Annotated in this window: 18 protein-coding genes; 11 read left to right on the top strand and 7 right to left on the bottom strand. The window is 71.5% G+C overall.

From position 1 onward, the window contains the following. Nucleotides 1–842: vitamin B12 dependent-methionine synthase activation domain-containing protein (locus ABZU32_RS12675; RefSeq protein ID WP_354920997.1), on the top strand; the 842-nt coding region annotated here is incomplete at its 5' end. Nucleotides 843–893: 51 nt separating this feature from the next. Here ABZU32_RS12675 and ABZU32_RS12670 read toward each other — a convergent pair. The 3 genes from ABZU32_RS12670 to ABZU32_RS12660 all read right to left on the bottom strand — a co-directional run bounded on the left by ABZU32_RS12670 (nt 894) and on the right by ABZU32_RS12660 (nt 4,503). After that, nucleotides 894–1,235, bottom strand: coding sequence for a hypothetical protein (locus ABZU32_RS12670; protein ID WP_354920994.1), 342 nt, complete (start codon nt 1,233–1,235; stop codon nt 894–896). Between the two features lie 176 nt (nt 1,236–1,411). After that, entirely contained in the window at nt 1,412–2,734 is a 1,323-nt protein-coding gene (locus tag ABZU32_RS12665) for a lipase family protein (RefSeq protein ID WP_354920991.1), read from the bottom strand. Between the two features lie 278 nt (nt 2,735–3,012). Further along, nucleotides 3,013–4,503 (bottom strand): discoidin domain-containing protein, encoded by a 1,491-nt coding sequence (locus ABZU32_RS12660; protein ID WP_354920988.1) that lies wholly within the window; start codon nt 4,501–4,503, stop codon nt 3,013–3,015. 653 nt (nt 4,504–5,156) lie between these two features. Here ABZU32_RS12660 and ABZU32_RS12655 point away from each other — a divergent pair. The 4 genes from ABZU32_RS12655 to ABZU32_RS12640 all read left to right on the top strand — a co-directional run bounded on the left by ABZU32_RS12655 (nt 5,157) and on the right by ABZU32_RS12640 (nt 11,922). Further along, nucleotides 5,157–7,985, top strand: a complete 2,829-nt coding sequence (locus ABZU32_RS12655) for a carbohydrate-binding protein (RefSeq protein ID WP_354920986.1) — start codon at nt 5,157–5,159, stop codon at nt 7,983–7,985. A 76-nt stretch (nt 7,986–8,061) separates the two neighbouring features. Beyond that, the gene (locus ABZU32_RS12650; RefSeq protein ID WP_354920983.1) at nt 8,062–9,609 is read left to right on the top strand and encodes a ThuA domain-containing protein; all 1,548 of its coding nucleotides are present in this window, start codon (nt 8,062–8,064) and stop codon (nt 9,607–9,609) included. A gap of 68 nt (nt 9,610–9,677) precedes the next feature. After that, entirely contained in the window at nt 9,678–10,583 is a 906-nt protein-coding gene (locus ABZU32_RS12645; RefSeq protein WP_354846960.1) for a GNAT family N-acetyltransferase, read from the top strand. A 271-nt stretch (nt 10,584–10,854) separates the two neighbouring features. Beyond that, nucleotides 10,855–11,922 carry a nuclear transport factor 2 family protein gene (locus ABZU32_RS12640; RefSeq protein WP_354921015.1) on the top strand — a complete coding sequence of 356 codons (1,068 nt, stop codon included), beginning with the start codon at nt 10,855–10,857 and terminating at the stop codon, nt 11,920–11,922. Nucleotides 11,923–11,961: 39 nt separating this feature from the next. Here ABZU32_RS12640 and ABZU32_RS12635 read toward each other — a convergent pair whose 3' ends face one another. The 4 genes from ABZU32_RS12635 to ABZU32_RS12620 all read right to left on the bottom strand — a co-directional run bounded on the left by ABZU32_RS12635 (nt 11,962) and on the right by ABZU32_RS12620 (nt 19,166). After that, nucleotides 11,962–13,428 (bottom strand): HAMP domain-containing sensor histidine kinase, encoded by a 1,467-nt coding sequence (locus ABZU32_RS12635; RefSeq protein ID WP_354920980.1) that lies wholly within the window; start codon nt 13,426–13,428, stop codon nt 11,962–11,964. Nucleotides 13,429–13,769: 341 nt separating this feature from the next. Further along, a complete protein-coding gene (locus ABZU32_RS12630) occupies nt 13,770–15,131 on the bottom strand; it encodes a HAMP domain-containing sensor histidine kinase (RefSeq protein ID WP_354920977.1) in 1,362 nt (453 codons plus the stop codon). A 584-nt stretch (nt 15,132–15,715) separates the two neighbouring features. Next, the gene (locus ABZU32_RS12625; protein WP_354920974.1) at nt 15,716–17,587 is read right to left on the bottom strand and encodes an FAD-dependent oxidoreductase; all 1,872 of its coding nucleotides are present in this window, start codon (nt 17,585–17,587) and stop codon (nt 15,716–15,718) included. A 190-nt stretch (nt 17,588–17,777) separates the two neighbouring features. Next, complete coding sequence (locus ABZU32_RS12620; RefSeq protein ID WP_354920971.1) at nt 17,778–19,166, bottom strand: tannase/feruloyl esterase family alpha/beta hydrolase; 1,389 nt, start codon at nt 19,164–19,166, stop codon at nt 17,778–17,780. A gap of 473 nt (nt 19,167–19,639) precedes the next feature. On the opposite strand from ABZU32_RS12620, the gene ABZU32_RS12615 reads away from it, so the two are divergent. From ABZU32_RS12615 to ABZU32_RS12590, 6 genes are all read left to right on the top strand, one after another. After that, complete coding sequence (locus ABZU32_RS12615; protein ID WP_354846945.1) at nt 19,640–20,431, top strand: ABC transporter ATP-binding protein; 792 nt, start codon at nt 19,640–19,642, stop codon at nt 20,429–20,431. Next, nucleotides 20,418–21,134, top strand: coding sequence for an ABC transporter ATP-binding protein (locus ABZU32_RS12610; RefSeq protein WP_354920968.1), 717 nt, complete (start codon nt 20,418–20,420; stop codon nt 21,132–21,134). The genes ABZU32_RS12615 and ABZU32_RS12610 overlap by 14 nt, the downstream gene beginning before the upstream one ends. A 71-nt stretch (nt 21,135–21,205) precedes the next feature. Then, entirely contained in the window at nt 21,206–22,450 is a 1,245-nt protein-coding gene (locus ABZU32_RS12605) for an ABC transporter substrate-binding protein (RefSeq protein ID WP_354846939.1), read from the top strand. Nucleotides 22,451–22,517: 67 nt separating this feature from the next. Further along, a complete protein-coding gene (locus ABZU32_RS12600) occupies nt 22,518–23,381 on the top strand; it encodes a branched-chain amino acid ABC transporter permease (protein WP_354846936.1) in 864 nt (287 codons plus the stop codon). Then, on the top strand, nt 23,378–24,394 hold the full coding sequence (locus tag ABZU32_RS12595) for a branched-chain amino acid ABC transporter permease (protein WP_354920965.1): 1,017 nt from the start codon (nt 23,378–23,380) through the stop codon (nt 24,392–24,394). The genes ABZU32_RS12600 and ABZU32_RS12595 overlap by 4 nt, the downstream gene beginning before the upstream one ends. Nucleotides 24,395–24,454: 60 nt before the next feature. Further along, on the top strand, nt 24,455–25,240 hold the full coding sequence (locus tag ABZU32_RS12590; RefSeq protein WP_354920962.1) for a 3-hydroxybutyrate dehydrogenase: 786 nt from the start codon (nt 24,455–24,457) through the stop codon (nt 25,238–25,240). The last annotated feature ends 34 nt before the right edge of the window (nt 25,241–25,274 follow it).

Here is a 25,274-nt window from a genome sequence, read left to right as displayed (position 1 = left end):
GCACCCCGGTGGAGGCGTTGCCGGCGCGTTCGGATGTGGCGGCCGACAACCCGGTCCCGGTGGCGCCGTTCCTTGGGGAGCGGGTGGTCAAGGGCGTCGCGCTGGGCGATTACGCCGCGTTCTTGGATGAGCGGGCGACGTTCATGGGGCAGTGGGGGCTGAAGGCCGCCCGCGGCGGGGACGGGCCGTCGTATGAGGAGTTGGTGGAGACCGAGGGGCGGCCGCGGCTGCGGATGTGGCTGGAGCGGTTGCAGACCGAGAATCTGCTGCAGGCCGCGGTGGTCTACGGCTACTTCCCGTGTGTGTCGGACGGCGACGATTTGATCATCCTGGACGCCGACACCGGTGGGGAGCGGACGCGGTTCTCCTTCCCGCGGCAGCGGCGTGATCGGCATCTGTGCCTGTCGGACTTCTTCCGGTCCAAGGATTCCGGGGAGGTGGATGTGGTGGCGTTCCAGGTGGCGACGATGGGGTCGGCGATCTCGGCGGCGACGGGGGAGTTGTTCGCCAAGAACGCCTACCGGGATTATCTGGAGTTGCATGGGTTGTCGGTGCAGTTGACCGAGGCGCTGGCCGAGTACTGGCATGCCCGGGTCCGTTCGGAGCTGGGCATCGGTGGTGATGAGGCGCTGGCCGACATGTTGAAGGTCAACATCGCCGGTTGCCGGTACTCCTTCGGCTATCCGGCGTGTCCGAATCTTGAGGACCAGCGTCAGTTGTTCGAGTTGCTGGACCCGGGCCGGATCGGGGTCAGCCTGTCGGAGGAGTTCCAGCTGCATCCCGAACAGGCCACCTCCGCCCTGATCGTCCACCACCCCGAAGCCAAATACTTCAACGTCTGAGCGAGACGCCCGCATGCTCCAGCGTCCACCTCGAAGCGTGTGGACGTCTCGTCAGGTGCTCTGCACCAGGATGCTGTGCGTGCCGCTGAGCGTGCGCTCGCGGGTGGTGCCCGCGCGCACGCTGGTCGCGGCGCGCAGCAACCCCGCCTTGCAGCCTTCGCCCGAGTAAAGGATCACGTCGGCGTCGGTCGAGTTGATCACGGTGGCACGGGTGAACAGCGGGAACCAGGGAAGCGCGTAGCACCCGGGCGCGGGATTCACCAGCCGCGTGCGCGGCACCTCGTCGCCCTCGACGACCAGCGTCCCGGTCGCGGCGGAGGCCGGCGCGGGAGCGGCGAGGGTCAGGGGCGCGGTGGCGAGCAGGGCGCTCAGAGCGGACATGGCACGTCGCATGGCATTCTCCTCCACTGTGGATCGACACCACGATCATCGTAACGGAGGGTGATGATATGGTCGCGGTGGGCGGAGATGCCCGGCGTGGCGTGTCCCGCGGTCCGCACATGGCGGATCGCCGGTCCCGTCGAGCGGGCCGGCGATCCGCGTGACCGGTCGGTCGCGGTGTACTCCGGTCAGTCGCCGTATTCGTTGGTGACGCCCGCCGGGGTGAGCGCCGCGATGTAGTGCTGCGGCAGGTGGTCGTCGACCGAGTAGACGGCCGGCAGCGAGCGCGTCGCCTCGAACTTGCGGGCGATGAAGGACAGCGCCGACATAGGCAGGCCGAGCAGGCCCGGCATCTGCGAGGTCGGGCGCCTCCTGGTCTCCCACTGGCCCCTTCTCGACTGCGGGGCGCACCTCGGACGGGTGAGGGTGTCGATGAGGCTGTTGCGCAGGTGCGGGACGCGGTAGTGGTACTCGCGGCCGAAGTGCCGGAACGGTCCCGACGCGGTGGACGGCAGGTGCGGCACGATGTCGCTGTCGTACACGTACCGGATGACGTGCTCGCGCAGGAACTCGTCGCGCTCGCAGGCCTCGGCGAAGGCCGGGTCGCCGATCATGGGCTGGCCGAAGGTGTAGACGGCCCTGAGCCGGTCGCCGAGCGCCTCCTTGTACTTGCGCTCGTGCCGCAGCATGACGCCCATGAGCGCGGCCATCGCCCCGCCCTGGCTGTGCCCGGTGACGTAGAGGGCCTCGAGGTTGCCCTCCGCCGGCGGCGAGCCGTAGGAGTCGTGGACCTGGGAGGCGCCGTCGCCGCGCGGAGGGTGGGTTCCCTGGCGGTCGCAGGCGCGCCGCAGCATGTTCATGACCTCGTACCGCGTCGCCCGGACGTTGCGGTAGACGCCGGCGTGCACGGTGGCGCGCGGGTCGCCGATCTGGTAGCCGATGCGCTCGGGCTCGACGTCGATGTCGCTCAGCCAGTTGATGAAATTGAGCGGCTCTGTTCCGCGGTAGCACAGAATGGCGACCCGGCCGCTCTTGCTCTGGATGAGGAAGGCGGTCGAGCAGATGAGCATCGCGTCGACCGACGTCTGGATCATCTGGCAGTGATTGTCCTCCAGGCCCATTCTCGCCATGATCATGGAGAGCGTCCTGGCGTCCGAATAGGCGTACGCGGCGCAGGTGGCGAGAACATGCGCGATTTCCGGGTCGGGATGGCCACCGGCCTCCAGGAGCCGCCTTTCCAGGTTCTTGTAGACCGGGAATCCCGCGGTCTCGCGGTGCCCGAAGGGCCGGAGTTCCTCGTAGCTGGGCGCCCTGACGTCCTGCGACCGCGGGCCTCCGGCCTGCGTGACGTCGAGCATCCTGTGCTCCCACTCCACCGTGGGGAACGCGCCCGCGGGCGAGTCCGGCTTCCTGCCGCCGCTCACCACCTTTCCGGCGTTCGCCTGGCCCACGGTGCCCGCAACTGATTTCTCCGACTGGCGACTGTTCCTGGTGGTATCCACGCTTGCCACGCCACACACCTTCCCGTCGGCGACGGTGCATCGGACTGTTCCACGGTCTCCATACAGGCGGACGGCGTCGTCATCACACGCGTTTTCCCGCGCACCCGGAGAACCGCACTGTCCCTCACAATTTCCTGGACATCACCGGCCAAATCCCATCGCCGCGCAAACTCATTTCCAGCTACCCGCCCGAGTGCGGCGGAAAGGCGGATGAATGACGAGAAAGGCGGGCCTCCGGGAAGGGAGGCCCGCCGATGGGCGGTGGAGGCGGGGACGCCCGTCCCGGCCTACGCGGCGTACACCCGCAGCTCGGCCGCCTGCCCGGCCGGCCAGCCGGTGTTGCCGGTGAAGGTCAGCCGGATGTAGCGCTGGGTGGTGCCGGGGAAGGTGATCGTCGCGGTGTTGCCGGTCGCCGGGTCGAAGCGGCGGCCGGCCGCCGCCGCCACCGTGGTGTACGAGGTGCCGTTCTGGCTGCCCAGCACCGCGATCGTCTGCGTCCGCGCTCCCCAGGCGGACGAAGGCGGCAGCGCGAGGACGATCCGGGACACGCCGGTCACGGCGCCCAGGTCCACGGTGAGCGACTGCGGGAAGGCGTTGTTGGCGCTCTCCCAGTACGTGCCCGGGTTGCCGTCGTTGGCGTTGGCCGGGACGTAGCCCTGCGTGTGGCTGGTGGCGCTGATCGGCCTGCCCGCCGCCAGGTCGGTGCCGGGGGGAGGGGTGGTCGTCCCGGCGAAGCGGTCCACCCAGTACCTGGTCCGGTCCAGGTAGGCCGTCTCGGCGGCGGCGCCGGTCCTGCCGTAGGCGCCGTCGAAGGTCTGGTAGCCGAACCCGGACGGCGGGGTGGAGGTAGCCGGCTCGATCACCGACCCCTCGTGCCACTCGTTGAAGGAGGTGACCGAGACCCAGCTCGGCTCGCCCTGGGTCAGGGCGTTCTGCCACTCGGTGTCGTAGGTGGCGCCGCCGGCGCGGCCGAGGGTGGGCGTGGTGTTGCCCGGCACCGCCCGGTCGTCGATGTAGCCGGGGGCGACCGACGGCGCCCAGATCAGGCCGTTGGCCTTGCAGTAGTCGCTCGCGCCCTTCCACCCGGGCGCGGTCGCGCCGGCGATGCCGTCGTAGGTGTACATGCCGCCGAAGTGGGCCACCTTGGTGGTGTCGGTGGTCTGGGCCAGGACGATGCTGCTGGAGCTCACCTGGTCCAGCGCGGACCAGTCGGTGACGCGCAGGCTCTCGAACACGTAGAACGCGCCCCGCCGCCCGTGCGCCTCGTCGCGGTAGAACGCCGGGCTGCCGCCGTACCGGGAGTTGATGTACTGGATGTCGGCGACGGTCGAGGCGGCGGTGCGGCCGGTGTACGGCTCCAGGTGCCAGGCCACCTTGACCCCGAAGCGCGCGGCCGCGGAGAGCACGCCGACGGCGAGCTGGTCCTCGTAGGACCCCTGGCCCCACCAGCTGTAGACGATCACGCCGGCGCCGGACTGCTGGATCCACCGCATGTGCTGGTCCACGGCGCCGGACAGGTCGCCGGAGTCGTAGGGGCCGAGCTTGGGGTAGTAGTCGGCGCCGATGTCGGCCGGAGGGGTGTGGCCGCCCTGCGGCCAGTGCCGGTAGCTCCCGGCGACGGCGGGGGAGCCGTACCACGGGTAGTAGAACAGGTGCACGTCGGCGGAGGTGTGGACGGGCGCGGCCGCGGCGGCCAGAGCCGGGCCCGCCGGGGCCGACGTCAGCAGCGACGCCGCCAGCAGGACGGCGGCCGCGGTCGCTCGGCGCCAGTTACGCATGAATGGTGACTCCTCGCGTCGAAGGGGGATTCGCCGGGACGAGGGTGCCCGTCCGCCCGGCCGCGCCTGCGGCACCACCATGGCGAGGCCGAAGTCGGCGGGAACGGCCCCGGCACAGATCGGGGCGGCCGGCCGGACGGGAGTCTCGATGGAGCGACATCTGCTCATCTTTTGCAATGATCATCGAGCAAGTTGCAAGAAGAGTAGCCGATTTTGCGATGCCTTCCGACTATTAGAGAGCGCTCTCCCATCCGACGCAAGCCCGGAGTCCATCGCGTCTGTAACACTTCTGTAACGCGCCGAGCCGGGCCGGGGTGATGTCAGGTTTCACGCCCGTTGCGAGAAGCAGTGGAGCAGCGGGGATTTACGGCGCCGTGCGTCCGTGTTAGAACTCCATTCAAGACTTCGCCCCGAGGCCGCCTCGGCATCGGTCGTTGGGAGGTTGCGCAGCCCGGCAGCTCTATAACAGGTAATTGCGAAGGTCAATCCGATTATTGCGGAACCGTTGACATCGTCCCGCTCAACGAACCGCACGAGCCGGAGGCGGCACCCTCCGAAGGCGTCACCCACAACCTCACGACACCGCACGACCGACAGCAAGCGCGGCGGCGCGCGCCTTGCCTGACTCCCCCCCAAGTCAGGAAAGGACTCCCATGTCACCACGTCCCCGGCCGTGGGCACGGCTGCTCGCCACGATCTCGCTGGTCGTCGGCGGCGCGGCCACGGTCACGGCCACCGGCCCCGCGGCCCACGCCTCGGTCATCCCGGCCTCCGACTACCAGCAGGTCAGCCTGGCCACCGGAGGCGCCGAACTGGGCGAGGCCATGTCCCTCGCGGTGCTCCCCAACCGCTCGGTGGTGCACACCGCCCGCGACGGCACGGTGCGCGTCACCGACGCCGCCGGCAACACCAAGGTCGCCGGCAGGCTGGACGTCTACACCCACGACGAAGAAGGGCTCCAGGGCGTCGCTGCCGACCCCGGCTTCGCCACCAACAGGTACATCTACCTGTACTTCTCGCCCAAGCTGAGCACGCCCGGCGGCGACGCGCCCAAGAACGGCACCGCCGCCGACTTCGACCAGTGGAAGGGCGAGCTGCACCTGTCGCGGTTCACGCTCAAGTCCGACGACACCATCGACATGACCAGCGAGAAGGTCGTGCTCAAGGTGCCCAACGACCGCGGCCAGTGCTGCCACGTCGGCGGCGACCTCGACTTCGACGCCGCGGGCAACCTGTACCTGACGACCGGCGACGACACCAACCCCTTCGAGTCGGACGCCTACGCGCCGATCGACGAGCGCACCGACCGCAACCCGCAGTTCGACGCGCAGCGCTCCGCGGGCAACACCAACGACCTGCGCGGCAAGGTGCTGCGCATCAAGCCGCAGGCGGACGGCACCTACACGATCCCCTCGGGCAACCTGTTCCCCCCGGGGACGGCCAAGACCCGCCCGGAGATCTACGCCATGGGCTTCCGCAACCCGTTCCGCATGTCGGTCGACAAGGCCACCGGCATCGTCTACCTCGGCGACTACGGCCCCGACGCCGGCGGCACCAACGCCTCGCGCGGCCCGAGCGGGCAGGTGGAGTTCGACCGCATCACCGGCCCGGGCAACTACGGCTGGCCGTACTGCACCGGCACCAACACCACCAGCGAGACCTACAACGAGTACACCTTCCCCAGCGGCCCCTCCCTCGCCAAGTACGACTGCGCCAACGGGCCGACCAACAACTCCTTCCGCAACACCGGCCTGACCACGCTGCCCCCGGCCAAGCCGAGCTGGATCAAGTACGGCGGCGACGCCGGCTCCCCGCCGGAGTTCGGCGGCGGCTCGGAGTCGCCGATGGGCGGCCCGGTCTACCGGTACGACGCCGCGCTCAACTCCAGCGTGAAGTTCCCCCAGTCGCTGAACGGCCGGTACTTCGCCGGCGAGTACGGCCGGCGGTGGATCAAGGCGATCGAGGTGAAGTCCGACGGCACCCCTGGCGACATCGGCGACTTCCCCTGGACCGGCACGCAGGTCATGGACATGGCCTTCGGCCCCGACGGCGCGCTGTACGTGCTGGACTACGGCACCGGCAGCGACAACCAGGCCCTGATCCGGGTGGAGTACATCGGCGGCACCAACCGCAACCCGATCGCCAAGGCCTCGGCGAACAAGACCTCCGGGCCGAACCCGCTGGCCGTGACCTTCTCCTCCGCCGGCAGCTCCGACCCCGAGGGCGGCACGCTGACCTACTCGTGGACCTTCGGCGACGGCGGCACCTCCACCGCGGCCAACCCGAGCCACACCTACACCACCAACGGCACCTACACCCCGACGCTGACCGTCAGGGACCCGCAGGGGCTCACCGGGACCGCGAGCGTCGTCATCACGGTCGGCAACACCGCGCCGACGGTGACGCTCACCCAGCCCATCGACGGCCAGCTGTTCTCCTTCGGCGACACCGTGCCGTACCAGATGACGGTCACCGACCCCGAGGACGGCACGATCGACTGCACCCGGGCGAGCCTCACCTACCTGCTCGGGCATGACAGCCACCGCCACCAGATCACCTCCAAGACCGGCTGCAGCGGCTCGATGGTCGTCCCGACCGACGGCGAGCACGACGCGGCGGCCAACATCTACGGCGTGTTCGACGCCGCCTACACCGACAAGGGCGGCCTGGTCACCCACAACGTCCGCACCCTGCAGCCCCGGCACCGCCAGGCCGAGCACTACGGTGCCCAGTCCGGCGTCCAGCTCGCCGACCACGCCGGCGCCGAGGGCGCCAAGACCGTGGGCTTCACCGACAACGGCGACTGGATCTCCTTCACGCCCTACGCCCTGGGCAACGTCAAGACCTTCACCGCCCGGGTCTCCTCCGGCGGCGCCGGCGGCACCCTGGAGGTGCGGGCCGGATCGGCGACCGGCACGCTGCTCGGCTCGGTGAACGTCGCCAGTACCGGCGGCTGGGACACCTTCGCCGACGTCAGCGCGCCCATCACCAACGCCCCGTCCGGGACCACGACGCTGTACCTGGTCTTCAAGGGCCCGACGGGCCAGGGCAACCTGTTCGACCTGGACGCCTTCACCTTCGGCACCGGGACCGGCGGCGGTTCCACCACGGTCGAGGGCGAGGCCTACACCTCCCAGTCCGGCGTGCAGCCGGCCGACCACGCCGGCGCGAGCGGCGGCAAGACGCTGGGCTACATCGACAGCGGCGACTGGGCCGGGTACGCGTCGGTGACGACGCAGGGCGCCACCGGATTCTCCGCCCGGGTGTCCTCCGGCGGCGCCGGCGGCACCATCCAGATTCGCTCGGGCTCGGCCACCGGCACCCTGCTGGGCTCGGTGAACGTCGCCAACACCGGCAACTGGGACACCTTCACCACGGTCTCCGCGACGTTGACCGGCTCGGCGTCCGGGGCGGTGTTCCTGGTCTTCACCGGCGGCTCCGGCTCCCTGCTGGACGTCGACACCTTCACCATCACCCGCTAGCCGGACCGGCGCGGCGCGGGCACCTCACGAACGTGCCCGCGCCGCGCCGGCGGCCCGCCGACCCCTAGGGACAGAAATGCTCAACGTCATCCGCCGCGGACTGGCGCTGGTCGCCACCGCGGTGATCGCCGCCCAGTTCGTCCCGTCCGCCGCGTACGCGGCCGACTACCAGGTGCTGGTCTTCTCCAAGACGGCCGGCTTCAGGCACGACTCCATCCCCACCGGCGTCCAGGCCATCCGCGACCTCGGCACGGCCAACGGCTTCACGGTCACCGCGACCGAGGACGCCGCCGCCTTCACCGCGGCCAACCTCGCCCAGTACAAGGCGGTGGTGTTCCTCAGCACCACCGGCGACGTCCTCAACGACGCCCAGCAGACCGCCTTCACCTCCTACGTGGACGGCGGCGGAGGCTATGTGGGCGTCCACGCCGCCGCCGACACCGAGTACGACTGGCCCTATTACGGCGGCCTGGTCGGCGCCTGGTTCAAGAGCCACCCGGCCATCCAGCAGGCGACCGTGAAGAACGAGGACCGCACGCACCCGGCGACCTCGGGACTGGCGGCCACCTGGACGCGCACCGACGAGTGGTACAACTACCGCACCAACCCCCGCGCCTCGGTCCACGTGCTGCAGAGCCTGGACGAGTCCACCTACAGCGGCGGCGAGATGAGCGGCGACCACCCGATCACCTGGTGCCACCCGCAGCAGTCCGGCCGCTCCTTCTACACCGGTCTCGGCCACACCATCGAGTCCTACGCCGACCCGGCCTTCCGCAACCTGCTGCTCGGCGGCATCAAGTACGCGGCCGGCGCCGTCCAGGCCAACTGCGCCCCGCCGACCGGCAACCCCGGCGGCTCCACCACGGTCGAGGGCGAGGCGTTCACCTCCCAGTCCGGGGTGCAGGCGGCCTCTCACACCGGGGCCAGTGGTGGTAAGACGGTGGGGTACATCGACAACGGCGACTGGGCGGGGTACGCGTCGGTGAGCACGGCCGGGGCGACCGGGTTCTCGGCGCGGGTGTCCTCGGGTGGTCCGGGCGGGACGATCCAGGTGCGTTCGGGGTCGGCGACCGGCACGTTGCTGGGGTCGGTGCAGGTTCCGTCCACGGGGAACTGGGACACCTTCACCACGGTCTCCACGACGCTGACCGGCTCGGCGTCCGGGCCGGTGTTCCTGGTGTTCACCGGCGGCTCCGGCTCGCTGTTCGACGTGGACACCTTCACCATCACCCGCTCCAGCGCCGCCGCCCCGGTCGAGGGCGAGGCGTTCACCTCCCAGTCCGGGGTGCAGGTCGCCGGTCACACCGGGGCCAGCGGTGGCAAGACGGTGGGGTACATCGACAACGGCGACTGGGCGGGGTACGCGTCGGTGAGCACGGCCGGGGCGACCGGGTTCTCGGCGCGGGTGTCCTCGGGCGGCGCGGGCGGCACCATCCAGATCCGCTCCGGCTCGGCCACCGGCACCCTGCTGGGCTCGGTGAACGTCGCGAGCACCGGCGGCTGGGACACCTTCACCACCGTGTCCACGACGCTGACCGGGTCGGCGTCCGGGCCGGTGTTCCTGGTGTTCACCGGCGGCTCCGGCTCGCTGTTCGACGTGGACACCTTCACCCTCACCAAGTGACACCTGCCGCGACACGCTGCCCGCCCGCCTTGGGGGAGCGGGGCTCACCGGCGCTCTAAGGTGGGCGGGTGGTGGCGAATAGCGGCAGGTGGGGCGCGGTGATGGGCGGATCGGTGGTGCGGGTCGCGACGGACGCGGACATGCCGGGCGTGCGGGAGGTGGCCGCGCATTACGAACTGCTGGACGACTGGGCGGACATGCCGGACTTCCTGGACGCCGAGCGGGAGTTCGGGGCGCTGGTCGTCGGCGAGGCCGACGGACGGGTCGTGGGCTTCGGCGGGATCCTCCGGCGGGCCCGGGTCTCCCATCTGGGTGACCTGTTCGTCCTGCCGGAGCACCAGTCGTCGGGCATCGGCCGGGAGATCCTCGCCCTGCTGCTGCCGCCGGGCACGCCCGGGGTCACCTTCGCCTCCGACGACGGCCGGGCCCTGGCCCTGTACGTCAGACAGGGCATGCGCCCGGTCTGCCCGCTGCTCTATCTCACCTTCACCCCCGGCTCCGCCCGCCCCGACGCGCCCGAAACGCCCCGGGCATCGGCGCCGGACGGGCGGCCCGTTCGCCGGGCGGCCCGCGCGCGGGGGGACCGGCCGGACGTGCGGGAGGCCGCGATGCTGGACGCCGGGCTCGCGGGCGGCGACCGGGCCGGGTCACTGTCCTGGTACGCGGGCCTGCCCGGGGTCACCGTCCACACCACAGGCACGGGGTACGCCTTCGCCCGGGTGACCGAGGGCGGCGACCTGGAGATGGGCCCGGCGGGCGGGGAGACCCCGGAGGACTGCGCCAAGGCGCTGTCCGCGGCCGTCGCCGCGCACCCGGGCGTCGACGAGGTCCAGGTGGCCGTGCCCGGGGCGCACCCGATCCTGCCCCGGCTGGTGCGGGCCGGCTGGCGGATCGACGACATGGACACCCTCATGGCCACCGACCCGTCCGCGATCCGCCTCGACCGCTACCTCCCCCACCCCGACCTGGGCTGACGGTTCGAGCGCGCGCGTCGGGTGTCCGCCGAGAAGGCCTGCCCATCTCGCGGCCGATGTGCCGGCACGCGCCGCGGGCGCCGGACGGGAGTGACGCACGTCACGTTCTGCGGGCGTCCCGGCGTGCCGAGTCTGCTCGTCGGTCAGGTGTGACAGCCACCGCGGCACAGGGTTCACCGTTGACATCGCCGATGACATCGCTGAGCCGGGGTGCTGGTGAGTACCGCTGTCCACACCCTGCGACTCGACGAAGAGGAAACCCGTGAACAACATGCAGGCCATCGCCGACCGCGTCGAGATCGAGGCGCTACGCGGCGAGTTCACCGACGCGGCGATGATGGGGGACCACGACCGCTTGGTGTCGCTGTTCACCGACGACGCCGTGTACCGGATCCCTGACGCGGGGATCGAGCACGTCGGCCGGGAGCAGATCCGCGCCGGGACAGGGCGGATGGGGCAGGCGTGGGAGTACTTCGTGCAGACCACGCACCCGGGCGCGGTCGAGTTCGACGGCGACACCGCGTCCGGCCGCGCCTACATCTTCGAGCTCGGGCGCCTGCGCGACGGCGGTTCGATTCTCAACTACGCACTGTTCCACGACCGCTACCAGCGCACTCCGGGCGGTTGGAAGTTCGCCGAACGCGTCTTCGAGGTGAGGTACTTCGACACCACTCCGCTCCCGGGCTCCCCCGACGTGCCGCAGACGGTCGCCGGCCCGCCGGCCGGGGACGGGTCCTTCACCGAACCGGCATCCGCGGAGCGCCTGGAGCGGGCGGCCGCCGCGCTGAGGGCCAACCGTTTCACCGTCGAGATCCTCGACGACGCCGCCGCCGCGCGTACCCGCGTCCAAGAGCTGATCCCCGCGGGCACCGGCGTGTTCACCGCGGCCAGCGAGACCCTGCGCCTGTCCGGCATCGACGAGGACATCAACGCCGGCGGGCGATATCAGGGCTTCAGGCCGCGCCTGCTGAGCATGGATCGCGTCACCGAGGCCGACGACATCCGCCGGCTGCTCGCCAGCCCTGACGTCGTCGTGGGCAGTGTCGCCGCGGTCACCGAGACCGGCTCCCTGGTGATCCCCTCCGCGAGTGGCAGCCAGCTGCCCGCCTACGCGGGCGGCGCCGCCCACGCGATCTGGATCGTCGGCGCGCAGAAGATCGTGCCCGACCTGAGCACCGCCCTCCGCCGCGTGGAGGAGCACGCCCTCCCGCTGGAGACCGTCCGAGCCCAGCAGGCCTATGGGCAGCTCAGCGCCGTCAACCGCCTGCTCATCCTCAACGCCGAACCTCACCCCGGGCGCGGCACCGTCCTGCTGCTGCGCGAGGCCATCGGATTCTGAGACACCGGGAGTCGCCGATGGCCGGGTCCCTCACCTCCGTCAGTGGGCGGAGAAGGCGGCCAGGCTCATCGTGGTCCCCGAGGGAGCCGGGGCGTCGGAGGGGCGGGGGTGGAGGGGGAGGCGGACGGTGAAGCGGGCGCCTCCGGCGTCGCCGGTGTCCACGCCGATGGTGCCGCCATGCGCGCGCACGATGTCGCGGACGATCGCCAGGCCGAGGCCGGTTCCGCCCCGGTCGCGGCAGCGGGAGGCGTCCAGCCGGGTGAACCGCTCGAAGATGCGTTCCCGGTCGGCCTCGGCGATGCCGTCGCCGTCGTCGGAGATCACCAGCTCGGCGTGGCGGTCGTCGTGGCGCACCTCCACCATCACCGCGCTCCTGGCGTGCCGCTGGGCGTTGTCCAGCAGGTTGGTGAGGATGCGGGTGATCTGGGTGTCGACGCCCTGGACGATGGTCGCCCTGGCCAGCCGCAGCCGGACGGGGAGCCGGTCGGCGCGGCGGGAGACCTCCATGCGGACGGTCTCCGACAGGTCGACCTCGCCCATCGCCGGCGGCGTCCCGCCGATCTTGGCCAGCAGCAGCAGGTCGGCCATGATGGCCTGCAGCCGGTCGACGTCGCCCAGCGTGCGGTCCAGCAGGGCGTCCAGGTCGGTGTCCTGGGGATGCATCTTGGCCTCCTCCAGCTGGGCGCGCAGGCCGGCGACCGGGGTGCGCAGCTCGTGGGAGGCGTCGGAGGCGAACTGCCGCTGGGCGGAAAGGGCCTGCTCCATGCGCCCCTTGGCGTTCTCCAGGCGTTCCAGCGTGCTGTTGACCGTGCGAGCCAGGCGGGAGATCTCGTCGTCGCCCGCCGGCTCGGGGACGCGGCTGCTCAGGTCGTTGACGTTGGTGGCGGCCAGCTCGGCGCGGATGGCCTCGACCGGCCGCAGCGTCCGGCCGGTGATCTTCCACGCGGCCCAGATGGCGATGGAGATGAGCACCCCGACCTGCACCGCGAACAGCGCGTCGAACACGCCCGTCGCGATGACGGTGCGGACGGGCCCGCCGGCGTAGACGACGGTGGAATCGTCGTCGGCGCTGACCCGCACCGCCGACAGGCGGACGCATCCCAGGCGGGTGTTCGCGCAGGTCTGCACGTCGCGCTGGGGGTCGTCGGCCGTCGGCCGCAGGGTGGACAGGGGCGGCAGGCCGCGCGCGTCGGGGGAGGAGGCCAGGACCCGCCCGTCGGCGGCGACGACCTGGACCACGTTGACGCCCGGCACGCTGCTGGTGACCACCGGGTCGTGCAGCCGTCCGGCCCGGTCGGCGGCGGCCATCAGGCCGGCGGCGCGGCGCGCGTCCAGCCAACCGGCGTTGGCCAGCTCCTGGCGCGCGACCATTCCGGCCAGCACTCCGGAGGGGACGAGCAGCAGCATCGACAGCAGGGCGACCAGTGCGGTGACCTGCCCGCGTATCGACCGGGGGCGCCACGGCCGGGGGACGCGGCGCCCGGGGGGCCGGAAGGACGATCTCATGGGACGCGACTCCTCCTCGCGGTGACCGGCGGCGCCGGTCACTAGGGGCGATGGGGGGATGCGCCCGATCGGGCGGAAGTTCCGGGGCGGGACACCGGAGGGGGTACGGCGTGGTGCCGTAACTGTGCGGCGGCCCGGGGAACGGACGGCGGTGATGCCGCACGGCCCGTCGGATGTCTCCTAGGGCTACAGCCAACATAGCAGAAGCCCCAAAAGGGTGCAAACCAGACAAAAGACTAGTGGTGTGATGTCACGTGCCGGTCAAGCGCACCCCCTGTCACACCCGGGCGCGGAGGCCGCACCCGCTCTGAGCCTCCGGGCCGGCGGGGATCGCGCGTTCCTCACACTCTGCTGCCCGGTAGAGAAGGGTCGTGCGCGTTGTCCCGGGACAACGGCAGACGGACGACGAACCGCGCGCCGCCCTGCGGGGAGGCGTCCACCGTGATCGTGCCGCCATGGGTCCGCGCCAGGTCGCGCGCGATGGCCAGGCCGAGTCCGGTGCCTCCCTTGTCCCGGCTGCGCGCGGCGTCCAGCCGGGTGAACCGCTGGAAGATCCGCTCGCGGTCCTCGACCGCGACGCCATCGCCGTCGTCGTCGACGATCAGCTCGGCGGCGTCGCCCGTCCGGCGGACCGTCACGGTCACCGTCCCCCTGGCGTGCCGCGCGGCGTTGTCCATCAGGTTGCCAAGGACGCGGCCGATATGGGTGCGCACGGCCTCGACCCTCACGCCGGGGACCAGCTCCAGGCGCACCTGGTGCGGGTCGGAGCGTCGCGCGACCTCCGAGCGGACGACGTCGGCCAGGTCGAGACCGGTCCCTGGTTGCGAGGGACCCGCGCCCACCCTCTCCAGCAGCAGCAGGTCGGCGATGATCGCCTGCAGCCGGTCGACGTCCCGCAGGGAGTGGTTCAGCAGCTCCTTGAGGTCGGTGTCCTCGGGATGCAGCTGGGCCTCCTCCAGTTGCGCGCGCAGGCCCGCGACCGGGGTGCGCAGCTCGTGCGAGGCGTCCGCCGCGAAGCGCCTCTGATGGTCCAGCGTCCGTTGCATCCCGTCCTTGGCGTGCTCCAGCCGCGACAGCGTGCCGTTGATGGTGTGGGCGAGCCGGGCGACCTCGTCGTAGCCGGGAGGCTCGGGGACGCGGGTGCTCAGATCGTTGACGTTGATCGCGGCCAGCTCGGCCCGGATGGCCTCCACCGGCCGCAGCGTCCGGCCGGTCACCTTCCATGCCATGGTGATGGCGAGCAGGATCAGCGCGACGCCCTGGATGACGAAGATCCAGTCGATGACGCCGGTGATGCTCTCGGTCGGCGCGGGGCTGCCCGCGTACACGACGTGGGAGTCGGGGGCGGCGGAGACCCGCCGCGCCGAGAGGTTGACGCAGCCGAGGCGCGCCTGCGCGCAGGTGTGCACGTCCTGCTGCGGCTCCTGCGGCGTCGGCCACACGCGGGTCAGCGCCGGCAGCCCGCGCGCCATGGACGAGGCGGCGATCACGCGGTGTCCGGGGGCGACCACCTGGACCAGCGTCACCCCCGGCACGTGCCGGCCGATGGGTCCGGTGACCTGGCCGAGGCGATCGGCGGCGGCCACGATCGCCGACTCCCGCCGTGCGGCCGTCCAGGTGTCACCGCCCACGGACTGATGTGCAACCATGCCGGCCAGCAGCCCCGAAGGTATGAGCAGGAGGGCGGCGAGGAGGGCGACCAAAGCGGTGATCCGCCCGCGAATGGAGCGCGGGCGGATCAGCGCGCGCGTGCGAATGCGCCATGCGGTTCGCGGATGCGGATCACCGGGTGACTCTTTCATCCTGCTCTCCACGGGTTCAGCTGCGGCGGGTCTGCCCCGGGCATGCAAGAGACGGAAAGCGCTTTCCATAGTAGTTGGCGTTCGGGTTCCCGAAGTTCGCGGGTGGCCGGTCGCGTGGGGCGGCCGGACGGGACGGGAGGGACGGAGGTGCTGCTCAGAGAACTCCATCGGAAATCTCGCCCTCCTCCAGCCGGGCCAGGCCTGTCCGTGCCGCACCCGTCATGTTCATTACGGGCGGCATAATCGTTGGTTATCTGGAAAGACTCAAGTTATCACGTTATGGGCGATTTACAAGACCGGTTAGCCCAATTTGGCCAATGTCGCCCTATTGTAAGGATGCGCATGACGATATAACGGACTTTACTTCACCTTCGCGTGGCATTTCCTTTGCCATTCCCGCGACAGGCAATAGGACGGTCAACGCCGCCGGCGGCCCACCCGCGGAGCCTGGAACGGGCGCACGGGTGGGCCGCCGGTGACGGGCGTCAGCCGTTGACCTCCAGCGCGGCGCGGACGGCGGACTCCAGCGAGCCCTCGATCCAGGCGTGCTTGAGCGAGGTGTGCTCCCCGGCGAAGTGCAGCGGACCCTCGGGCACCGCGATCGCGGGGTGGATCTCGGTCATCTGGCCGGGCAGGAAGACGGCCGCCTCGCCGAAGGCGTACCGGTTGCGCAGCCAGCTCTGGGTCTGGCCGTGCCCGGTGTAGAACTCGGCGACGCGGTCGCCGTGCACCTCCTGCAGGCCCCGCAGTGCGTACCCGTACCGCTCGCGGTCGTCCATGGAGTCCCACCGGGAGGCGTCGTCGGCCCACACGTAGCTGGCCAGCACCACGCCGCCCTCGCTGCCCGGCACCCGGTGGGAGGGGTAGTAGGTGAACCGGTTGGCGTTGTCGGCCACCGAGCCGCCGCCGGTCACGTGGGTCACCGGACCCGGGCGGTAGCGCGCGCCGAGCTCGCGCTTCCAGTCCTCCTCCTCGAACTCCCACCACCGCTTGCGGAACTCCAGCAGCACCTTGGTCGCCGAGTCGTAGTGCAGCTCGATGATCGCGCGGCGCTTGGGGTACGACAGCGCCGGGGCGATCTCGACGTGCCGCAGCGCAGGGAAGGGGACCGTGATGATCGCCACGTCCCCCTGGAAGGTCTCGGCCCTGGCCTGCGGCGCCGAGGAGGACTCGTCGCTGCCCTTCTCGGTGACCGTCTCGACGCGCACGCCGCCGCCGGAGGTGGAGATGCGCACGGCCCGGCGGTCCATGCGGATCTCCTGCCGCAGATCGGCCTGCAGCCGGTAGGGCAGCAGGCGGCTGCCGCCCGCCATCTCCCAGTAGGTGGCCGACGGGTTGACCAAGCTCCTGGTCAGGAAGGTGTGCATGAACGCCAGCGGCAGCCGCGAGGTGAGGTTCTCCACGGTGCCGATGGCGTCGATCGCCGCCTCGCTCAGGTGGGCCCGCTCGGTGAGGAAGCGGCGCATCGAGTAGCCGTCGAACTCGTGCAGCACCCGCGCCCAGCCCTTGATCAGCTCAGGGAGCGGCTTGTCGGCCCGCTTGCCGCCACGGACCACCGAGAAGTGGTCGCGCACCGGGTCCAGCGCCTGGTCGAGGATGTCGGCGGTGGTCCTGCGGTCCTTCAGGCCGAACGAGGCGTTGATCCTGCGCGGGTCGGCGGCGTACTCGTCGCGGCGCTGGAGGATGCCGTTGACGTGGATCCAGGTGTGGTTGAGCCGCCGGGGCGCGACGAACTCGCCCCTGCCGGGGCCCGAGCGCCACACCCGGCCGCGGCGCGAGGTGTAGACGACGGGCGGGACCGGGCCGCTCGGGGCCGAGCCCGGGCGCACGTCCACGTTGTAGAAGGGCCGGCGCGGGATGCCCAGCTTGTCGATCAGCGCGAGCGTGAGCGGGTGGAAGTCCGGGACGCGCATGGCGCCCGCCTCGGCGTACTGGGCGGGGTCGGCGAAGCCGGTCTGGAAGGTCTTGATGCGGCCGCCGATGCGGTTGCCGTTGGCCTCGATGACCGTGACCTGGTGGCCGGCCCGCTTCAGCAGCGTGGCGGCCACCAGGCCGGAGATGCCCGCCCCGATGATCAGGACCTTCTTCGGCCTGCGGGCCCTGGGCAGGCCGGTGTCGATGAGGACCCGAAGGTAGGAGAGCTTGAGGTCCGAGCCGTCCTCGCCGACGAGCAGCAGGTCGCGCGCCACGTCGAGGCAGGTGCGCCAGCTCGGCGCGGCGGGGCCGCGGGCCGGGGCCGCGGGAAGGACGGGGGTGGCGGAGGCGGCGGCGGGCGCGGCGGGGGCGGCGCCCACGAGGGACCCGGCGGCGCCGAGTCCGGCCAGCCGCCCGAACCCGCGGCGGTCGATGGTTGTCATCCGATTGTGCTCCCTGACTGAGACCGGAAACCGGGGGGTGATGAAATGACCACGGAGAGTTTCCGGTGGGGGAGCGCGCCGGCCGGCGCGGCGCGCCACGCCGGCCGATCTGGCGTCCCAACCGATCGGCGGACGGCGCCCGTTTCAGCCGCGTTCGCGGTGAAGTGCGGCGCCGCCGCCGACGCGGGCGTCAGCCCGTGAGGGAACAGGAGTTGGCGAGGTCTCCGGTGGCCGGGCGCGGGATGGTCGCGTCGGCGGGCGGCGCCTCGCCGCGGGTCGTCCAGCCCTCCAGAGCCTCGAAGGCGTCACGGAAGCAGGGCAGGATCGGCCGCAGCAGCCCCGGCTGGGCGTCGTACAGACCGTCGACGTGGTTGCCGCCCTCGATGCGGTAGTAGCGGTGCAACCGGTCGCGGCCACGCGCCCTGATCAGTTCGTCGTAGACGTCGGAGTCTTCGGTGATCGGCAGCAGGGTGTCCAGCGTGCCGTGCAGGGTGATGAGCGGCCGGCCGATGCGGCCGGTCAGCGCGATGCGCCCGACCGCCCGGTGCACGGCCCTGGGCCGGGAGGCGTAGTCGTAGTCGGCGTCGCAGGCCGGCGTCCCCGGCGCGCAGAACGGCGTGCCGGCCTCGGCCGCCCCGTCGTAGGAGGGGTCGAGTTCCTCGCGGTAGATGCGCTGGGTGAGGTCCCAGTACACCTTGGCGTGGTAGTCCCACAGCGGCTCCGAGCCGGGCGCGAAGCCCGCCGCGATGATCGCGTCGTGCGCGGCGGCGTCGCCGGTGGCGGCGTACTTCGGGTACTCGCGCAGGGCCGGCGGCAGGAAGTCCAGCAGGTTCGGGCCCTGCTCGCGCCACAGGGTGCCCTCCCAGTCCACGCCCCCGGTGTAGAGCTCGGGGTGGTTCTCCAGCTGCCAGCGCACCAGGTAGCCGCCGTTGCTGATGCCGGCGGCGTAGGTGCGCCGCGGTGCGCGGCCGTACCGCTGGGCGACCACGGCCTTGGCGGCGCGGGTGAGCTGGGTGACCCGCGTGTTCCACTCCACCAGCGCGTCGCCGGGCCTGACGCCGTCCTGGTAGAAGGTCGCGCCGCTGTTGCCCTTGTCGGTCGCCGCGTAGGCGTAGCCGCGCGCCAGCACCCAGTCGGAGATGGCGTAGTCGTTGGCGTACTGGCGGCGCACGCCGGGGGTGCCGGCGACGACCAGCCCGCCGTTCCAGTGCTCGGGCAGCCGGATCACGAACTGGCTGTCGTGGTTCCACCCGTGGGCGGTGTTGAAGGTGGAGGAGTCGGGGAAGTAGCCGTCGATCTGCGCGCCGGGCACGCCGGTGGGGTTCTTGGCGCCGGCCGAGGTGAGCCCGACGAAGTCGGCGGCGACCGAGTGGCCGGAGGCGACGGTGGCGGCCGTGGTCAGGTCGGTGAGGCAGGCGGAGATCTGCTTCTCGGCCCCGGGCACCGTGATCCGGTTCAGTCCCGGGCAGGGGGCGACGGCCGCCGCGGCCGCGGGCACCGGCCCGAGCAGTGCCGCGCCGGCCAGGAGGGCCGCGGCCAGGCCCGGCGGCCGGCCCGGGCGTCGTCGGAAGGATCGCATGGGGGGCTCCTCACATAGGCGGCGATATCGGCGACACTCGGGTGACATCGGGGTGGCATCGCGGGTGACAACGCGGGTGACATCGGGCCCGAGCGTGTCCGCCATGGTGCTCATCGGTTGTGGGCCGGGCCACGTCCCCCGTCCCCACAATCGCCCGGCCGATCATGTCGGGCGCCCCCATGAGACCTCCCGCCCGGCGCCGTGCCGGACCGCCATCCGGCGTGCCGCGCCCTCCGTCCGGGGGAGCCCGGCGTACGTGGCGGCCCCACACACACGCGCACCGGACGGGGTGGCGTGCCCCCTGACCTGCGGGACATGTGACGCGAACCCGTCTTCGCGGCGGAGATTGTGTGCCGGCGCCACATGGAACGGCCCCGCCGGCTCACTTAGTGTTCCGCGTCACAACGACTTCGTCCGTTAACCGCCAGGTTATCCGCGGGTAACACCGCGCACCGGCCGGGACGGGGGCGGCGATGCCGGATCGAGACGACGAGGAGGAAGGCCAGATGGACGGTCCCGTCCTGCGGGCGCAGGGCCTGGCCAAAGAGTTCCGGGGCTTCCGCGCCGTCGACGGGGTGGACCTGGACGTCGCCGAGGGCAGCGTCCACGCGCTGGTCGGGCCGAACGGGGCCGGCAAGACCACGCTGTTCAACCTGCTGACCGGCTTCCTCAAGCCCACCGCCGGGCGCATCATGCTCGGCGACCGCGACCTGACCGGCCGGCGGCCCGAGCAGGTGGCCCGCCTCGGCGTCGCCCGGTCCTTCCAGATCACCAGCCTGTTCCCGCAGATGACCCCGCGCGAGCACCTGGAGCTGGCCCTGGCCGGCGCCACCGGGCTCACCTGGCGCTTCTGGCGCACCGAGCGGCTGCTGGACCGGTACGCCGATCGGGCCGCCGAGCTGCTCTCCGAGGTCGGCCTGAGCGCGCACGCCGGCACCCCGGCCGGCACCCTCGCCTACGGCCACAAGCGGGCGCTGGAGCTCGCCCTCGCCCTCGCACTGGACCCCCGCGTGCTGCTGCTGGACGAGCCGACCGCCGGCATGGGCGTCGAGGACATCGACCGCACCGTGGAACTGGTCAGGAAGGTGCGGGCCGGGCGCACTGTCGTGATGGTCGAGCACAACATGAGCGTCGTGTCCAGCCTGGCCGACCGGGTGACCGTCCTGCAGAGCGGCCGCGTGCTCGTCGAGGGGCCCTACGCCGAGATCCGCCACGACCCACGGGTCATCAGCGCCTACCTGGGAGACCCCCATGCCGAGGACTGACACCGCCCCCCTGCTGGCCGTCGGCGGCCTGTCGGCCTGGTACGGCGAGGCCCAGGTGCTACGGGAGGTGTCCCTGCAGGTAGGGCAGGGCGAGATCGTCACGCTCGTCGGCCGAAACGGCGCGGGCAAGACCACGCTGCTGCGCTGCCTGATGGGCCTGCAGGGCCGCTACTCGGGCAGCGTCTCGTTCCTCGGCCAGGAGATCACCCGGCTGCCCGCGCACCGCCGGGCCCGGCAGGGCTTGGGCTACGTCCCCGACGACCGGGGGGTGTACTCGACGCTCACCGTGGAGGAGAACCTCACCCTGCCGCCGCGCGTCGGCCCCGACCCCTGGCCGCTGTCGCGGGTCTACGAGACCTTCCCCCGCCTCGCCGAGCGGCGCGCGTTCCCCGGCACCAAGCTGTCGGGCGGCGAGCAGCAGATGCTCGCCCTGGCGCGGGTGCTGCGGATGGGGGCGCGGCTGCTGCTGTGCGACGAGCCCACCGAGGGGCTGTCGCCGCTGATCGTCCAGCAGATCGGCGACATCCTGCGCGAGGTCAAGCGGCAGGGCACGACCGTGCTGCTGATCGAGCAGAACGTCCACTTCGCCCTGACGGTCGCCGACCGCCACTACCTGCTCGCCGAGGGGCGGGTCGTCGAGTCGCTGGACAACGACGAGATGCGCGCCCGCGAGCACGAGCTGCTCGACCACCTCGGCATCTGACCCGGGCCCGCCGCCCGGCATCCGCACCCCCCGGAGTTCCACGCCCCGGAAAAGATCGCAAGGAGAGACATATGAAAGCTCTGGGCCGAGCCGCCGCCCTGGTGGCGGCGGGAGCCACGCTCGCCGGCTGCGCAGGCGGACCGGGCGGCGGGGGGAGCGGGGACAAGATCAGCGACGGCAAGGTCGTGCTCGCCGTGCTGAACGACCAGTCGGCGGTCTACGCCGACCTGTCGGGCAAGAGCAGCGTCACGGCCGTGCAGATGGCCGTCGAGGACTACAAGGCCAAGTACGGCGACAAGGCCGTCGTGAAGGACGTCGAGGTGGTGTCCGCCGACCACCAGAACAAGCCGGAGGTGGCCAACTCCAAGGCGCAGGAGCTCTACGACCGCCAGAAGGCCGACGTCATCCTGGACGTGCCCTCCTCGGCGGCGGCGCTCGCCGTCGCGGGCGTCGCCAAGAGCAAGAAGAAGATCTACATGAACATCGGCGCCGCCACCACCGAGCTGGAGGGCGCCCAGTGCAACAAGTACACCTTCCACTATGGGTACAACACCTACATGCTGGCCCACGGCACCGGCGACACCGTGACCAAGGACGGCTCGAAGAACTGGTACATCGTCTACCCCGACTACGCCTTCGGGCAGGACATGCAGAAGAACTTCACCGCCGCCGTCACCGGGGCCGGAGGCAAGGTCATCCAGAGCGACCCCGCGCCGTTCCCCAACGACAACTTCTCCACCTTCCTGCTCAAGGCCCCGGGGCTGGACCCCAAGCCGCAGGTGCTCGGCGCCATGCAGGCCGGCGGTGACCTGGTCAACCTGGTCAAGCAGTACAACGAGTACAAGCTGCGCGACAAGGGCGTCGGGCTCGCCGTCGGGCTGATGTTCATCACCGACATCCACTCCCTCGGCCCGGACGCGCTGGCCGGCACCAAGTTCACCGACGCCTGGTACTGGAACGCCACGCCGGACAACCGCGCCTGGGCCGACAAGTTCCAGGCCAAGGCGAACAAGCGGCCGAGTTTCCCCAATGCCGCCAACTACTCGGCCGCCACCCAGTACCTGGAGGCCGTGCAGCGGGCCGGCACCGACGGCCCCGACGCGGTGGTCAAGCAGCTCGAGGGCTACAAGTTCGAGGACGCCTTCGCCAAGAACGCCACCATCCGCGCCCAGGACCACCTGCTGCTGCACGACGTCTCGCTGGCGCAGGTCAAGCCGGCCGGCGAGGTCAAGGAGCCCTGGGACTACGAGAAGGTGCTCAGCACCATCCCGGCCGACCAGGCGTTCCAGCCGGTCAGCCCCGCCTGCAAGCTCTGATCCCCGGCGGGCGCGCCGGCACCCCCCGGCCCGCGCGCCCGTCCTTCCCGTCCCCCTGGAGGTCACCGTGCTCCAACAGGCGTTCAACGGCCTGGTGGGTGGCGCCTTCTACGCCCTGCTCGCCCTGGGCCTGGCCGTCATCTTCGGCATGCTGGGCGTCGTCAACTTCGCCCACGGTGCCTTCTACATGCTCGGCGCGTTCGGGTCGTACGTGCTGCTGGACTCCTTCGGCGTGAACTTCTGGGTCGCGCTGGTGGCGGTCCCGGTCGTGCTCGGGCTCGCCGGCACGCTGCTGGAGCGGCTGTTCATCCGCAGGCTCGCCCCGCTGGACCCGCTGTACAACTTCCTGTTCACCTTCGGCCTCGCGCTCGTCCTGCAGGACCTGGTCAAGCGGGAGTACGGCGTGCAGTCGCAGCCCTACCCGCGCCCCGCGCTGCTGTCGGGCACCGTGGACCTCGGGCTGTTCACCTACCCGGCCTACCAGGTGTTCGTGCTGGCGGTCTCCCTGGTCGTCTGCGCGGCGGTCTGGGTGGTGCTGACCCGCACCCGCGTCGGCATGATCGTGCGGGCGTCGACCGAACGGCCCGAGCTCACCCGCGCGCTCGGCATCGACGTGGGCCGCTGGGTGACGCCGGTGTTCGGGTTCGGCATCGGGCTGGCCGGCTTCGCCGGGGTGCTCGCCGCGCCGATGCGCGCGGTCAACCCGCTGATGGGCGCCGACCTGATCATCACGGTCTTCGCGGTCGTGGTCATCGGCGGCCTCGGCTCGATCTTCGGCTCGGTGGCGGCGGGGTTCGCCATCGGGCTGGTCTCGGCGCTGGGCAACCTCTATGTGCCCGCGCTGTCGCAGACGCTGGTGTTCATCCTGATGGCGGCCGTGCTGCTGTGGCGCCCGGCCGGCCTGTTCGGACGCGAGGAGTCGCCGTCGTGATCCTTTCCCGGCTCGCCGCCCGGCCCCTCCTGCTCGCCGCCGGGCTGCTGCTGGCCCTGGCGCTGCCCTGGATGGTCTATCCGCCGGTCGCGCTCGACATCGCCTGCTGGGCGCTGTTCGCGGCGGCGCTGGACCTGCTGCTCGGTTTCACCGGGCTGCTGTCGTTCGGGCACGCCGCCTTCTGGGGCGGCGCCGCCTACGTCGCCGGCATCATCGCCCTGCGCACCGGGCTGCCCTTCCCGGTGGCCGTGCTCGGCGGCGCGGCGTTCGCCGCCGTGCTGGCCCTGCCCATCGGCTACCTGTCGGTGCGCCTGCGCGGCATCTACTTCGCGATGGTCACCCTGGCGTTCGCGCAGATGGTGTACTTCGTGGTCAACCAGTGGCGCGACCTGACCGGCGGCGAGAACGGCCTGCAGGGCGTGCCGCGCGAGCTGTTCGGCCTGGACCTGTCGGACTCGTTCGTCTTCTACTACGCGGGCCTGCCGCTGGTGCTGGCCGGGTTCGTCGTGGTGTGGCGCATCGTGCGCTCGCCGTTCGGGCGGGTGCTCGCCTCGATCAGGGACAACCCCGCGCGGGCGCAGGCGCTCGGTTACCCGGTGGACCGCTACCGGCTGCTGGCGTTCGTGCTGTCGGCCGCGCTGTCCGGGCTGGCCGGCGGGCTGTTCGCGATCGGCCACGGCTTCGCCTCCCTGGAGAGCGTGTACTGGACCACCTCCGGCCAGGTCGTGATGATGGTCGTCCTCGGCGGCATCGGCACGCTGTGGGGCGGGGTGCTCGGCGCGGCCCTGGTGGTCGAGCTGAACGACTACCTGGTCACCTCCGGGTTCGAGGGCATCGGCATCGTCACCGGCACCATCTTCGTGATCATCGTCCTGGTCTTCCGGCGCGGCATCTGGGGCACGGCCCGCGACCTGCTTCGCTCCCGCGCGGGCGGCGGGCGCGCCGAGCCACCCTCCGGCGAGGCGCCCGACGGCTCGCCCGCCCGGCCGGAGGGCGTCGGCTCGCCGGTCTGACGGCACCGGCCCGGTCGCAGGCCGCTCACCGCATCCCCCGTACTTCTAGGAGCATTCGCTGTGGTTTCAACGAGCGTGACCGCCGGGCAGGTAGCCGAGGTGGACCTGACGGGCCGGCGTGCCCTGGTGACCGGCGGGGCCAGCGGCATCGGGCGGGCCTGCGCCCGGCGGCTGGCGGACGCGGGAGCGGAGGTCCTCATCCTGGACGTCCGCGAGCGGGAGGCGCGCGAGGCCGCCGGGGAGATCGGCGGGATGGCGCTGGGCGCCGACCTGACCGACATGGCGGCGGTGGACGCGCTCGACTGCGGTGCGGTGGACATCCTGATCAACAACGCGGGCTTCCAGCACGTCGCGCCGATCCCCGAGTTCCCGCCGGAGATCTTCGCCGCCATTCTCAAGATCATGGTGGAGGCGCCGTTCCGGCTGGTCAGGCGGGTCCTGCCCGGTATGTACGAGCGAGGCTGGGGGCGGGTGGTGAACATCTCCTCGGTGCACGGGCTGCGCGCCTCGCCGTACAAGGTCGCCTACGTCACCGCCAAGCACGCCCTGGAGGGGATGTCCAAGGTGATCGCGCTGGAGGGCGCCGAGCACGGCGTGACCTCCAACTGCGTGAACCCGGCCTACGTGCGGACCCCGCTGGTGGAGGAGCAGATCGCCGACCAGGCGCGCGTCCACGGCCTGCCGCCCGAGGGGGTCGTCGAGCAGATCATGCTGGCCCCGGCGGCCATCAGGCGGCTGATCGAGCCGGACGAGGTCGCCGAGGCCGTCGCCTACCTGTGCTCGCCGCAGGCGTCCATGATCACCGGTGCCTCCCTGACCATCGACGGCGGGTGGACGGCGCACTGAGGGGGGTCATCCGGGGCCGCGCCGGCGTGGCCGC

The sequence above is a fragment of the Sphaerisporangium sp. NPDC005288 genome (genome assembly GCF_040607475.1).
GTDB classification, from domain to species: domain Bacteria; phylum Actinomycetota; class Actinomycetes; order Streptosporangiales; family Streptosporangiaceae; genus Sphaerisporangium; species Sphaerisporangium rhizosphaerae.
The sequence above is the reverse complement of the archived record's forward strand: the minus strand, read 5'-3'. Positions and strand labels throughout refer to the sequence as shown.

Excerpts from the sequence above, each read along its gene's own strand:
- ABZU32_RS12670 (WP_354920994.1), bottom strand. The coding sequence starts at position 1,235 with ATGCGACGTGCCATGTCCGCTCTGAGCGCCCTGCTCGCCACCGCGCCC.
- ABZU32_RS12660 (WP_354920988.1), bottom strand. The coding sequence starts at position 4,503 with ATGCGTAACTGGCGCCGAGCGACCGCGGCCGCCGTCCTGCTGGCGGCG.
- ABZU32_RS12655 (WP_354920986.1), top strand. The coding sequence starts at position 5,157 with ATGTCACCACGTCCCCGGCCGTGGGCACGGCTGCTCGCCACGATCTCG.
- ABZU32_RS12650 (WP_354920983.1), top strand. The coding sequence starts at position 8,062 with ATGCTCAACGTCATCCGCCGCGGACTGGCGCTGGTCGCCACCGCGGTG.
- ABZU32_RS12640 (WP_354921015.1), top strand. The coding sequence starts at position 10,855 with ATGCAGGCCATCGCCGACCGCGTCGAGATCGAGGCGCTACGCGGCGAG.
- ABZU32_RS12635 (WP_354920980.1), bottom strand. The coding sequence starts at position 13,428 with ATGAGATCGTCCTTCCGGCCCCCCGGGCGCCGCGTCCCCCGGCCGTGG.
- ABZU32_RS12625 (WP_354920974.1), bottom strand. The coding sequence starts at position 17,587 with ATGACAACCATCGACCGCCGCGGGTTCGGGCGGCTGGCCGGACTCGGC.
- ABZU32_RS12620 (WP_354920971.1), bottom strand. The coding sequence starts at position 19,166 with ATGCGATCCTTCCGACGACGCCCGGGCCGGCCGCCGGGCCTGGCCGCG.
- ABZU32_RS12615 (WP_354846945.1), top strand. The coding sequence starts at position 19,640 with ATGCCGGATCGAGACGACGAGGAGGAAGGCCAGATGGACGGTCCCGTC.
- ABZU32_RS12610 (WP_354920968.1), top strand. The coding sequence starts at position 20,418 with ATGCCGAGGACTGACACCGCCCCCCTGCTGGCCGTCGGCGGCCTGTCG.
- ABZU32_RS12605 (WP_354846939.1), top strand. The coding sequence starts at position 21,206 with ATGAAAGCTCTGGGCCGAGCCGCCGCCCTGGTGGCGGCGGGAGCCACG.